10 protein-coding genes are annotated in these 12,933 nt (G+C 66.7%); 7 read left to right on the forward strand and 3 right to left on the reverse strand.

Features of this window, described 5'->3' with window-relative positions:
- Positions 1 to 132: 132 nt before the first annotated feature.
- The 3 genes from ggt to mutM form a co-directional block, all read right to left on the reverse strand.
- The gene (ggt, locus tag J2R80_RS05835) at positions 133 to 1,812 is read right to left on the reverse strand and encodes a gamma-glutamyltransferase (protein WP_253640934.1); all 1,680 of its coding nucleotides are present in this window, start codon (positions 1,810 to 1,812) and stop codon (positions 133 to 135) included.
- A 123-nt stretch (positions 1,813 to 1,935) separates the two neighbouring features.
- Positions 1,936 to 2,499, reverse strand: a complete 564-nt coding sequence (locus J2R80_RS05840; RefSeq protein ID WP_253638175.1) for a GNAT family N-acetyltransferase — start codon at positions 2,497 to 2,499, stop codon at positions 1,936 to 1,938.
- 2 nt (positions 2,500 to 2,501) lie between these two features.
- Positions 2,502 to 3,407 (reverse strand): bifunctional DNA-formamidopyrimidine glycosylase/DNA-(apurinic or apyrimidinic site) lyase, encoded by a 906-nt coding sequence (mutM, locus tag J2R80_RS05845; protein ID WP_057020428.1) that lies wholly within the window; start codon positions 3,405 to 3,407, stop codon positions 2,502 to 2,504.
- 141 nt (positions 3,408 to 3,548) lie between these two features.
- Here mutM and ubiE point away from each other — a divergent pair, with 141 nt between their 5' ends.
- The 7 genes from ubiE to J2R80_RS05880 all read left to right on the forward strand — a co-directional run bounded on the left by ubiE (position 3,549) and on the right by J2R80_RS05880 (position 12,885).
- Positions 3,549 to 4,310, forward strand: coding sequence for a bifunctional demethylmenaquinone methyltransferase/2-methoxy-6-polyprenyl-1,4-benzoquinol methylase UbiE (ubiE, locus tag J2R80_RS05850; protein WP_057020427.1), 762 nt, complete (start codon positions 3,549 to 3,551; stop codon positions 4,308 to 4,310).
- Positions 4,307 to 5,881 (forward strand): 2-polyprenylphenol 6-hydroxylase, encoded by a 1,575-nt coding sequence (gene ubiB, locus J2R80_RS05855; protein WP_057020426.1) that lies wholly within the window; start codon positions 4,307 to 4,309, stop codon positions 5,879 to 5,881. Before ubiE ends, ubiB begins: the two co-directional genes overlap by 4 nt.
- Positions 5,882 to 5,950: 69 nt before the next feature.
- The gene (gene coaBC, locus J2R80_RS05860) at positions 5,951 to 7,417 is read left to right on the forward strand and encodes a bifunctional phosphopantothenoylcysteine decarboxylase/phosphopantothenate--cysteine ligase CoaBC (RefSeq protein ID WP_253638176.1); all 1,467 of its coding nucleotides are present in this window, start codon (positions 5,951 to 5,953) and stop codon (positions 7,415 to 7,417) included.
- 51 nt (positions 7,418 to 7,468) lie between these two features.
- Complete coding sequence (gene dut, locus J2R80_RS05865; RefSeq protein ID WP_076833820.1) at positions 7,469 to 7,927, forward strand: dUTP diphosphatase; 459 nt, start codon at positions 7,469 to 7,471, stop codon at positions 7,925 to 7,927.
- A gap of 519 nt (positions 7,928 to 8,446) precedes the next feature.
- Positions 8,447 to 10,957 (forward strand): PAS domain-containing sensor histidine kinase, encoded by a 2,511-nt coding sequence (locus J2R80_RS05870; protein WP_057020424.1) that lies wholly within the window; start codon positions 8,447 to 8,449, stop codon positions 10,955 to 10,957.
- Positions 10,954 to 12,477, forward strand: coding sequence for a tRNA (adenosine(37)-N6)-threonylcarbamoyltransferase complex ATPase subunit type 1 TsaE (tsaE, locus tag J2R80_RS05875; RefSeq protein WP_229192685.1), 1,524 nt, complete (start codon positions 10,954 to 10,956; stop codon positions 12,475 to 12,477). Before J2R80_RS05870 ends, tsaE begins: the two co-directional genes overlap by 4 nt.
- Positions 12,478 to 12,564: 87 nt before the next feature.
- Positions 12,565 to 12,885, forward strand: a complete 321-nt coding sequence (locus tag J2R80_RS05880) for a PilZ domain-containing protein (RefSeq protein ID WP_229192686.1) — start codon at positions 12,565 to 12,567, stop codon at positions 12,883 to 12,885.
- Positions 12,886 to 12,933: the final 48 nt, after the last annotated feature.

The following is a 12,933-nucleotide window of genomic DNA, read 5'->3' on the forward strand; positions in this document are numbered from 1 at the left end:
AGAGGTCGGATTGCATCGCCAGATGCAATCCGGGTGAGGGGGTACAGGTCCATCAATGGACACCACCTCGTGGAGTGAGCCCCTCACCCCACCCTCTCCCCGCGAGAGCGGGGCGAGGGAGCCTAACCAACCTCACCTCAACGCAAAGCGCACCCCGGCGCGGGCGAGGCCGCCGGCAATGCCGACCGGGGTGCCGTCGGCGCGCCAGCAGGCTGCGCCCGACATCGTGCCGTCGGCGTGAAACTGGATCGCGTTCATGCCGCCGGCCACCGTCGGCACGACCTGCACCTTGTGGCCCTTGGCTGATAGCGCGGCGCGGACAGCCTCCGGCACCGCCTGCTCGACCTCCAGCGCATTGCCCTCGGTCCAGACCCGCGGCGCCTCGACCGCCTCCTGCAGGCTCATGCCGTGGTCGATCAGATTGATCAGCGCCTGCATCGCGCTCGGGAAGATGCGCTTGCCGCCGGGCAGGCCGAGCGCGTAGGCGAGCTTGCCGTCGCGCAGCGCCATCATCGGCGACATCGAGGTGGTGACGCGCTTGCCGGCGGCCAGCGACAGCGCGTGTCCCGGCCGCGGATCGAACAGGTTCATGTAGTTGTTCGGCACGGTGCCGAGGCCCGGGATCAGGATCTTGGCGCCGAACAGATTGTTGATGGTCTGGGTGGTCGCGACCACATTGCCCATCGCATCCGCCGCGGTCATGTGCGTGGTGTGCGCGCTTTCGAGCTGGGTGACGCCGGCGCTCCAGGCTTGCGCGCGGTCGGGATCGATCGCGCGGCGGCGCTCCTCGGCATAGGCCTTCGAGGTCAACCGCTCCACCGGCACGTTGATATAGGCGGGATCGCCGCTCGCGGCCGCGCGGTCGGCAAAGGCGATCTTCAGCACCTCGGCAAGATAATGGATCGTCTCGGTCGTGCCGAAGCCGAGCCGCGCGATGTCATAGCCCTCGAGGATGTTGAGCATCTGCGTGATATGCACGCCCGATGCCGCGGGCGGCGGAGGCCCGAGGATTTCCCAGCCGCGGTAGTCGCAGCGGATCGGCTGCCGCTCGACGGTCTTGTAGGTCGCGAGATCCTCCTGCGCGATGAAGCCGCCGCTCTTTTTCATGTAGTCGACCAGGATGTCGCCAAGCGGCCCCTGGTAGAGCGCGTTGTCGCCATGATCGGCGATGTATTTCAGCGTCTCGGCATATTCCGCCTGCACCACGCGCTCGCCGGGCTTCAGCGGCGTGCCATCAGGCAGATAGATCGCCGAGATCGGCTTGTCCTTCAGCATCTCCTCGGCGCCGTCGGTGATGCATTCATGCAAATAGGGCGTCGCCGCATAGCCGCGCGCGGCGTGCTTGATCGCGGGCTGCATCACATCGGCAAGGCTCATGGTGCCGAAGCGGCGCAGCGTTTCGCACCAGGCTTTCAGCGAGCCCGGCACCGCGACCGCTTTCGGCCCGTTCAAATTCTCGTTGCCGACGGTGTCGAACACGTCGTGCGCCGATCCTGGCTTCGAAGTGTAGGTGTCCGGCCGCACCGCGTTCGGCACCGTGCTCTGGCCGTCGATGAAGCGATGGCTGCCGTCGGCGAGACGAATATGCGCCATGCCGCCGCCGATGATGCCGACCATCATCGGCTCGACCACGGTCAGCGTGAACAAGGTGGCGATCGCCGCATCGATCGCATTGCCGCCGGCAGCCAACATCTCGGCGCCCGCGCTCGATGCCAGCGGATGATTGCTCACCACCATGCCGCGGCTGCTGGTGGCCGGCTGCTTCTCGCATTGAAAACTTGTCGCGGCGCGGTCGCGCCAGGCGTCATTCATCGACATGCCGTTCATCGCCATTGTGTTCTCGTTCTTGATGGAGCGATCGGAGCCATGTTCTCCGGCCGCGCGTGCACGGTCAAGGCGCCGCGATTTTCCTCGCGGCGGTATTCGCAAATAACGTCACGGCTTCGCGCGATCGCGCAACCAGGTCTCGCGCGTCACCTTCCACTTCTCCGCTCTGGATTCGCCATTGTGGTGCGGAAGCTCGACGAAGCCGACGAATTCGGCTCCGGTCTTCTGCTTGACCCGGCGCGAGCCGACGTTGGACGGCGCGTTGCAGACATGGAAGTGATCGAGGCCGAGCGCCAGGAAGGCGAAATCGTTCACCGCCGCGATCGCCTCGGTCATGAGGCCCTGATTCCAATACGGCTCAGCGAGCCAGAATCCGCGATTGCCCTTGCGGCCGTCGGCGCGCGGCCGGAAATTGATGTTGCCGATCGCCTCGCCATCGCGGGCACGCAACACCAGTGACCATTGATAGCTTTCCTCTCCGGCCGCGATCTTGTCGAGCTCGCGCCTGATAAAGCTTTCCGCGCCGTCGCCGGGATAAGGCCACGGCACCACCGTGGCGAGAGTCTTGATCACATTCCAATTGTTGAAGTGACTCTGGATCGCCGCGGCATCCGACAGCGCAAGCGGCCGCAGGATCAGGCGTGGCGTCTCGATGCGCGGGGTCTCGAACATTGTTACTTCTGGCACTTCGGGCACCAGAACGTCGAACGGCCGTTCTGGGTGAAGCGCCTGACAATACCTTCGCAGCCCGACGTACGGCACGTCTCGCCCTCGCGGTCATAGACCTGGAACGAATGCTGGAAATAGCCGAGATCGCCGTTGGTCAATCGATGGTCGCTGATCGAGGAGCCGCCGGCCTTGATCGCCTGGTTGAGCACCGAATGGATCGCGTCGACCAGCCGCCTGGCGTGGTCGGTCGGCTCGCCCCCGGCAACGCCCTTGCGTTGTCCGGACTTGGTCGCGAGCGTCGCGGCCAATCGCCGCGGCGACAGATGCGAACGAAACAGCGCCTCGCAGACATAGATGTTGCCAAGTCCCGCCACCACGCGCTGATCGAGCAGCGCGGCCTTCAGGCTGGTCTTCTTGTTGTGACAGGAGCGCGCCAGCATCGCCGCGTCGAACTCGTTGCCGAGCGGCTCGGGACCGAGCCCTTTCAGGAGCGGCTCATCCTCGATCGCGTTGCGCGCGATGATCTTCATATAGCCGAAGCGCCGCGGATCGTTGAAGACGACGGCCGCGCCCGACGACATGTGGAACACCACGTGATCATGCACGCGATCCTCGCTGCGCGGATGGTGGAATTGCCCCGGCGTCGCCGCGCCGTCCTGCTTCAGCACGCGGAACGAGCCCGACATGCCCAGATGCATCAGCAGCACGTCGCCGGAGTTCAGGTCCGCCATCAGATATTTGGCACGGCGGCCGAGCCCGGTGATGGTCCGGCCCTCCAGCCGGGCGATAAAGTCTTTTTGAAACGGAAACCGCAAATCCTTGCGGCGAGCCTCGGCCTTGAGGATCCTGGACCCCTCCATGGCCGGTTGCAGGCCGCGGCGGACGGTCTCGACTTCGGGTAATTCCGGCATGGCAGGCATTCACCTTTTGGAAGTGACGTGATAGCGCCATTGCGGCCGCCGCGCTATGGTTTGGCTGGAGCGTTTTTCGAGCGAACCGGCTACCGGTTCGCGTGAAGAAAACGCGACCAAAAAGGGTAAGAGTTCTGAGTGATGGATCGGCCGGATCAAACCACCCATTTCGGCTTCAGGGATGTGCCCCTGGGCGAGAAGCAGACGCTGGTGAACGACGTGTTTCACAGCGTGGCGTCCCGCTACGACCTGATGAACGATCTGATGTCGGCGGGCCTGCACCGGGCCTGGAAGGACGTCATGATCACGATGCTCGATCCGCCGAAGGGCGACCGGCCGTTCGCGCTGCTCGACGTCGCCGGCGGCACCGGCGACATCGCGTTCCGGGCCGCCAAGACCGCGGGCGCGGGCTTTCATGCCACGGTCTGCGACATCAATGCCGACATGCTCGCCGTCGGCCGCGAGCGCGCCGCGAAGCAGCACCTCGATGACCGGGTGTCGTTCGTCGAGGGCAACGCCGAAACGCTGGGTTTTGCCGACCGCGCGTTCGACGCCTACACCATCGCATTCGGCATCCGCAACGTGCCGCAGATCGACCTCGCATTGCGCGAGGCCTATCGCGTGCTCAAGCCGGGCAGCCGCTTCCTGTGCCTGGAATTCTCCACCGTCGACGTGCCCGGCCTCGACAAGATCTACGATCTGTTTTCCTTCAAGGTGATCCCGCCGCTCGGCCGCGCCGTCACCGGTGACGCCGAGTCCTATCAATATCTCGTCGAGTCGATCCGCAAATTCCCGCGGCCGAACGCGTTCGCCGAGATGATCGGCGCCGCCGGCTTTGCCCGCGTGAAGTGGCAGAGCCTCTCCGGCGGCATCGTGGCGCTGCATTCGGGCTGGCGTTTGTGATCTCTGCACTGACCCACATCACGCGCCTCGCCCGCGCCGGTTTCGTGTTTGCGCGCGAGGGCGTGTTCGGCGTCGTCGATCCCGCGCTGGTGCCGCCGCCCGGGCAGCTCGCGCTGAAGCTGGCGCGGCTGATCGAGCGCCGCTCCGCCAAGTCAGGTCCGCGGTTGTCGCGCGCACTGACGCGGCTCGGACCGGCCTATCTCAAGCTCGGGCAATTCCTCGCCACCCGGCCCGACGTGGTCGGCGTGGCGATGGCGCGCGATCTCGAAGCCCTGCAGGACCGGCTGCCGCCGTTCGCGCAGGAAGCGGCCGAAACCGTCATCACGCAATCGCTGGAACGGCCGCTGCCGCAGGCCTTTGTGCATCTGGGCCCTGCGGTTGCCGCGGCCTCGATCGCGCAGGTGCATCGCGGCGAAATCGAGCGCGACGGGGTCCGGCATCAGGTTGCGGTCAAGGTGCTCCGGCCCAATGTCGCCGCGCGCTTCCGCCGCGACCTCAGCGACTTCTTCTTTGTCGCGCACAAGGCCGAGGCGCATTCCGCCGAGGCGCGGCGCTTGCGCCTGATCGAGGTCATCAACACGATGTCGCGCTCGGTCGCGATGGAGATGGACCTGCGGCTCGAGGCCGCCGCGCTGTCCGAGATGGCCGAGAACACCCGCGACGATCCGGACTTCCGCGTCCCCGCGGTGGATTGGGATCGCACCGCGCACAGCGTGCTGACGATGGAGTGGATCGACGGCATCGCGCTGAACGATCACGTCCGGCTGGCGCAGGCCAAGGTCGATTTGCCCGATCTCGGCCGCAAGGTGATCCAGAGCTTCCTGCGCCACGCGCTGCGCGACGGCTTCTTCCATGCCGACATGCATCCCGGCAATCTGTTCCTCGACGAGGCCGGCCGGCTCGTTGCCGTGGATTTCGGCATCATGGGACGGCTCGGGCTGAAGGAGCGGCGCTTCCTGGCCGAGATCCTGCTCGGCTTCATCACCCGCGACTATCGCCGCGTCGCCGAGGTGCATTTCGAGGCCGGCTACGTGCCGGGCCACCATTCGGTGGAGAATTTCGCGCAGGCGATCCGCGCGATCGGCGAGCCGATCCACAACCGCACCGCCGAGGAAATCTCGATGGCGAAGCTACTCACGCTTCTGCTCGAGGTCACCGGCCTGTTCGACATGCAGACGCGCCCCGAGCTGATCCTGCTGCAGAAGACCATGGTGGTGGTCGAGGGCGTGGCGCGCGGCTTCGACCCGAAGCTCGACATCTGGAAGATCGCCGACCCCGTGGTGCGCGAATGGATCACGCAGAATCTCGGCCCGGCCGGCCGCATCCAGGGCGCGCTATCGGGCGCGGGCGAACTCGGTCGCATCCTCGCCAACCTGCCGTCGATCGCCAACCGCGCCGTGACGGTGCTCGAGCAGCTGGAGACCATGACGCTGGAGGGCCACATGCTGTCGTCGGACTCGATCGACGAAATGGCCCGCGCCGAGGCCCGCAAGGCGCGGGTGCAGACCGTCGGCCTCTGGGTCATTGCGATCGCCTCCATCGCGATCTTTTTCGCCATCCGGGCGCACTGATTGCAATGCATGCACTATGTGATAGCATCGCTATCATATTTATTTGAGCATGATGCCTGAGGGCACGCCATGGCCAGCCTGACCATCCGCAAACTCGACGACACGCTGAAGGCCTATCTGCGGCTGCGCTCCGCCAAAAACGGCCGGTCGGTCGAGGAAGAGGTGCGGGTGATCCTGCGGGAGCTCGCAGACGGCGGTACGGAGCCTGCCGAGGCGCTTGGGGCGGGTTCCGCGACGGTTGCCGCCCCTGCTCCACGGGCCGCCAGCGCGGCCGGAGAGCCGCGCATCACCCTGATCATCGGCGGGGGGATTGCGGCCTACAAGGCGCTGGATCTGATCCGGCGACTCAAGGAACGGCACATCCAGGTCCGCTGCGTGCTGACCAGGGCGGCCCAGCAATTCGTCACCCCGCTCGCCGCCAGCGCGCTGTCGCATGAGCGCGTCTACACCGACCTGTTCGACGCCGAGAGCGAATTCGATGCCGGCCATATCCGCCTGGCGCGGGACTGCGACCTGATCGTGGTGGCGCCGGCGACCGCCGACCTGATGGCCAAGATGGCGCAGGGCCATGCCGACGACCTCGCCACCGCCACCTTGCTGGCGGCCAACCGGCCGATCCTGCTGGCGCCGGCGATGAACCCGCTGATGTGGAACAATCCGGCCACCCGCCGCAACGTGCTGCAGCTGCGCCGCGACGGCGTCCACACCGTCGGCCCCAATGCGGGCGAGATGGCGGAAGCCGGCGAGGCCGGCGTCGGCCGGATGGCCGAGCCGACCGAGATCGCCGCCGCCGCCGACCGCATGCTGCGCCCGCCGCAGCCACGTCCGCTAGCCGGCAAGCGGGTGCTGATCACCGCGGGCCCGACCCATGAGGCGATCGATCCGGTCCGCTACATCGCCAACCGCTCGTCCGGCAAGCAGGGCTTTGCCATTGCCGCCGCCGCGCGCGCCGCCGGCGCCGAGGTGGTGCTGGTGACCGGCCCGGTCGAGCTCGACGACCCCCAGGGCATCTCGGTGATGCGCGTGGAGTCCGCGCGCGACATGCTGCACCGGGTCGAGGCCGCGCTGCCGGTCGACGTCGCGATCTTCGCCGCCGCGGTCGCCGACTGGCGGGTCGCCACCGAGGGCAGCCAGAAGCTGAAGAAGACCGCGGCCGGCATGCCGCCGCTGCAGCTGGTCGAGAACCCCGACATCCTCGCGACAATTTCCAAGCTGAAGGAGCAGCGGCCGCCGCTGGTGATCGGCTTCGCCGCCGAGACCGAGCATCTGATCGAGAACGCCAAGGCGAAGTTCGCGCGCAAGGGCTGCGACTGGATCGTCGCCAACGACGTCTCGCCGGCGACCGGGGTGATGGGCGGCGACCGCAACACTGTTCACCTGCTCTCGCGCGAGGGCAAGGACGTCACCGTCGACTCCTGGCCTGTGATGACCAAGGAGGAAGTCGCGACCGCGCTGGTGTCGCGCATCGCAAGAGCGTTTTCGAGCGAAGTGGTCACCGGTTCGCGTCAAGAAAACGCGACCAAACAAAAGGATTAGAGCATGATCCGATTCAATCGGATCATGCTCTAGAGCCGTAGGAACCGCATCGTGAGCGCCACCATCAAGGTCGAAGTCCATCAACTGCCGCACGGCGCCGATCTCCTGCTGCCGATCTATCAGACCGCCGACGCGGCCGGGCTCGACCTGCTCGCGGCGGTGCCGCAGTCGGCGCCGCTGCTGCTGCTCCCGGGCCGCTACGAGATGGTTCCGACCGGACTGACGATCGCGCTGCCGCCGGGCTACGAGGCGCAGGTGCGGCCGCGCTCCGGCCTTGCCGCCAAATACGGCGTCACGGTGCTGAACTCGCCCGGCACGATCGACGCCGACTATCGCGGCGAGATCAACGTGCTGCTGATCAACCACGGCCACGAGGTGTTCTCGATCCGGCGCGGCGAGCGCATCGCGCAGATGGTGATCGCGCCGGTCACACGGGCCGAGCTGGTTCCGGTCGACGTGCTGCCGGCGACCGGGCGCGGCAGCGGCGGCTTCGGCTCGACCGGACGCTAGTGCGCGACGACTTCACTCGAGCGGCGGCGCCACTTCACCTCGCCCCGCGTGCGGGGAGAGGTCGGAACGCATCGTCAGATGCGTTCCGGGTGAGGGGGAGTCTCCGCGAACGCAGCTATCACCGGCTATGCGGAGACGGCCCCTCACCCCAACCCTCTCCCCGTAAGAACGGGGAGAGGGAGCCAAGCGCCTTCGCATCGGAGAAGTGTGCGGACGAGCTCGGGAAGATCACGCTTCGTGCGCGCTCTCCGCACCAATACGGAGTCAATTCGCGTAAAATCCGCCCCACCCGGCGGCATTTTTTCACAGGGGATTCCGCGTTCACGGTCTGGACTCTTACTCGCCGAGTCCCGTTGGGACTATTCTGTCTTGATTCGAGCACGACGGGGGGTCTTCGTCGGGCTGTCTGGTCCTGCTTGGGCATGATCGGCGGACAAACGTCGTACGTTTGCCGTGAGGGAACACCGGTCTCCTCTTTTCCGGATCATGCCTTAAGGTTTGTGCGTTCTGGGGCAACATATGTCGGGCGTAGTCGCGGCAATGCGTCGAACCCTGCTGTCATGCACCTCACTGGCGCGCGACGGCATGATTGGGCTCGCCATCACCGCATTGCTGCCAGCCCGCACCGCGTTTGCCGCCGAGAGCCCGGTCGCCCAGGCGATGTCGGATCATTTCGGCTTCAATCACCAGGAGGTCGCGGTCCTCGCGACGTCGCTTGCGCTGGTCGGCTTCTCGGCCGTCGCCGCGATCCTCTTGATGCGCACCCGCGTGCGCGCGACGAGGAACGAGGAACAGCTGCAGTCCGAGATCACGGACCTGCAGGCGCAATCGGACCGGCTGCGCGCGCTGCTGTTCGTCGAGCCGCAGGTCCTGATCTCCTGGGCCGCGGGCGACAACCGGCCACAGATCTCGGGCGACATCTCGCTGGTGATGTCGCAGGAAGGCTCGCCGCAACGCGTCCTCGCCTTCGGAACCTGGCTGCCGCCCGAGCCGGCGCTGCAGATGGATCACGCCGTCGACGCGCTGCGCGAGAAGGGCGAGGCGTTCCTGCTCAACCTCTCGACCTCGGCCGGCCGCGCCATCGAGGCGATGGGCCGCGCGATCGGCGGCCAGGCCATCGTGCGGATCCGCGAGCTCGGCGGCCTGCGCCGCGAGCTCGCCGAGTCCAACCTGCGCTACAAGGCGCTGCAGGAGGAAACCGAGCTGCTGCGCGATTTCGCCGCCGCCGCGCCATGGCCGATCTGGGCGAAGAGCCTCGAGGGTAATCTGCGCTATGCCAACGCGGCCTATGTCCGCGCCACCGAGGGCAAGAGCGTGTCGGACGCGCTGCAGCGCAATCTCGAACTGCTCGAAAGCGACCAGCGCGGCGAATTGACCCGCGCGCTGAACGACAATGCCAATTATGCCGCGCGGCTGCCGATCGTCGTCAGCGGCGAGCGGCGGATCTACGACGTGCAGGCGCTCAAGCTCTCCGGCGGCAGCGCCGGCATCGCGATCGACGCCAGCGAAGCTGCGGCGTTGCGCGCGGCGATCGCGCGGATGGTCGAAGCGCACCGGCGTACCCTCGACCAATTGTCCTCGGGCGTCGCGGTGTTCGATGCCGACCGGCGGCTCACCTTCTACAACGAGTCCTATCGGCGGCTGTGGGGCCTCGATCAGGCTTTCCTCGACGGCAACCCCGACGATTCCAGCGTGCTGGACCGGCTGCGCGCCAACCGCAAGCTGCCCGAGCAGCCGGATTTCCGCGCCTGGAAGGCCAAGCTGCACGAGGCCTATCGCGCGGTCGAATCCGAAACCTATACCTGGTTCCTGCCCGACGGCCGCGCCATCAGCGTCGTCACCACGCCGAACCTCGAGGGCGGCGTCACCTATCTGTTCGACAACGTCACCGAGAGCCTCGACCTCGCGCGCCGCTACGACCGCCTGACGCGGGTGCAGCGCGAGACCCTGGACAATCTCGGCGAGGCGGTCGCGGTGTTCGGCAGCAACGGCCGCGCGGAACTGTTCAACCCGCCCTTCGCCAAGATGTGGAAGCTGCCGGCCGACGCGCTGCAGGGCGAACCGCATATCGAGGCGGTGGAAGCACTGTGCCGGCCGCTGTTCGACGACGCCCTGACCTGGCGGACGCTGCGCGAGCAGATCACCGCGATCGAGAACCGCGCCCAGGTCGCGCTCAAGCTCGAGCGCAAGGACGGCAGCGTGCTGAATTGCATGACCATCCCGCTGCCCGACGGCAAGACCCTGCTCGCCTTCCAGGACATCACCGACACCGAAAATGTCGAGCGGGCGCTGCGCGAGCGCAACGAGGCGCTGGAAGCCGCCGACCAGATGAAGGTGGATTTCGTCCACCACGTCTCCTACGAGCTGCGCGCACCGCTCACCACCATCATCGGCTTCGCGCATTTCCTCAGCGATCCCTCGACCGGACCGCTGACGCCGAAGCAGGCCGAATATCTCGACTACGTCACCAAATCGACCAACGCGCTGCTGGCGCTCACCAACAACATTCTCGATCTCGCCACCATCGACGCCGGCGCGATGAAGCTCGAGCTCGGTCCGGTCAATATCGGCCAGGCGATCGAAGCCGCCGCCGAAGGCATCCAGGATCGCCTCGCGACCGACCGCATCACCCTCAAGGTCGATATCGAGCCCGACATCGGCGCCTTTGTCGGCGACGAGCGGCGCGTGGTGCAGGTGCTGTATAATCTGCTCGCCAACGCGGTCGGCTTCTCGCCGCACGACGCCACCGTCACGATCAGCGCGCACCGCACCGAGCACAGCGTGGTGTTTGCGGTGACCGATGCCGGTCCCGGCATTCCGGCGGAGATGCGCGACAAGGTGTTCAACTGGTTCGAGAGCCATTCGCACGGCTCGCGGCACCGCGGCGCGGGCCTTGGCCTGTCGCTGGTCCGCTCCTTCGTCGAACTCCATGGCGGACGGGTGCGCGTCGATTCGACCGTAGGCCGCGGCACGACCGTGACCTGCGACTTCCCGATCGACCAGACCGCACACCGCAACGCTGCTGAATGACGGCGACCTCGACATTCTCGGTGGCGCTCGCGAACGAGACCGCGACAGCAGAGCTGATGGCCGACCTCGCGCTGCTGATCGGCGCCGGCGACGTCATCACGCTGTCCGGCGACCTCGGCGCCGGCAAGACCACGGCCGCGCGCGCGTTGATCCGTTACCTCGCCGCCGACGACGCGCTGGAGGTGCCGAGCCCGACCTTCACGCTGGCGCAGAGCTACGAGCTGCCGTCGTTTCCGCTCGTCCATGCCGACCTCTACCGCATCAACGACGCCGGCGAGCTCGAGGAGATCGGGCTGTCGCCGCTGCCCGACGACATCGTGGCGCTGATCGAGTGGCCGGAGCGCGCGCCCGACGCGATGCCCGCCGACCGCATCGATATCGCGTTCAGCCATCGCCCGGCGCTCGGATCGGCGGCACGCGCGGCCGAGATCACCGGCCATGGCAAGGGTGCGGCGAAGGTCGCGCGGCTCAACGAGCTGCGCCAGTTCCTCGACCGCGCGGGCTTTCTCAATGCCCGGCGCGAACGCATGCCGGGCGATGCCTCGACGCGCTCCTATGCGCGGCTGCGCAACGACGACGGCACCGTCATCCTGATGAACTCGCCGCGCCGTCCCGACGGCCCGGCGATCTACAGCGGCCAGTCCTACAGCGCAGCGGTGCATCTCGCCGAAGACGTCAGGCCGTTCGTCGCGATCGGAAACGGCCTGCGCAAGCATGGTTTCTCGGCGCCCGCGATCCGTCACATCGATCTCGGATCCGGCTTCCTCATCACCGAGGATTTCGGCGCCGAGGGCGTCATCGAGGGCGACCCACCGCAGCCGATCGCCGAGCGTTACGAGGCCGCCGTCGACATGCTGGCGGCGCTGCACCGCGAGGTGCTGCCGGAGCAATTGCCGCTGACGTCGGACGAGAGCTACGACATCCCGGTGTTCGACATCGACGCCTGGCTGATCGAGATCGGGCTGATGCTGGAATGGTACCTGCCAGACCGCGGCGCGCAGCCGAGCGAGGAGCTTCGCGCCGAATTTCTCGGGATGTGGCGCGGCCTGCTGGAGAAGCCCGCAGCCGCACCGCAGACCTGGGTGATCCGCGACTTCCATTCGCCGAACATCATCTGGCTTGCCGAACGCACCGGCATCCTGCGCGTCGGCGTCATCGATTTCCAGGACGCGCTGCTCGGCCCCGCGGCCTATGACGTGGTGTCGCTGCTGCAGGATGCCCGGATCGATGTGCCCGAGCAGCTCGAGCTGTCGCTCTTGACCCGCTACATCAAGGCGCGGCGCGCGACCGATGAAAGCTTCGATCCGGCCGGCTTCGCCGAGCTCTATGCGATCATGTCGGCGCAGCGCAACACCCGCCTGCTCGGCACCTTTGCGCGACTCAACCGCCGCGACGGCAAGCCGCAATATCTCAAGCACCAGCCGCGGATCTGGACCTATCTCGAGCGGTCGCTGGCTCACCCCGCGCTGACCAGCTTCCGCATCTGGTACAAAGCCAACGTCCCTCCTCCAGTACCGTAGTTTACGGGTTATTAGCCTCGCCTCCCCTAAGGTTGCGGAGCCCGCACCTGATCCATGGCGCGGCCGGATCTGGAGCGGGACCACACGATGGGGACGGAACGACGCAAGGGCGATCGTGTCACGTTTGAGCGCGGCATAGCAGCGCACATGATGGGCATCGACGGCACCTGGCGGCGCGACTGCACCATGGAAGACGTGTCGGAGACGGGCGCCAAGCTCTCCGTCGACGGCTCGGTCGAGGGCCTGAACCTGAAGGAGTTCTTTCTGCTGCTGTCGTCCACAGGATTGGCCTATCGCCGCTGCGAGCTGGCATGGGTCAATGGCGACCAGATCGGCGTCAACTTTCTCAAACAAGGCGACAAGAAGAAGAAAACCGCCAGACGCGGCACGCAAGCTGCCGACATCTAGGCCAGGGTCGTCATTGCCGTCTTACGGCCGTCATGTCTCGTGACTATG

Source organism: Bradyrhizobium sp. USDA 4541, from assembly GCF_024171085.1.
GTDB lineage: Bacteria > Pseudomonadota > Alphaproteobacteria > Rhizobiales > Xanthobacteraceae > Bradyrhizobium > Bradyrhizobium australafricanum.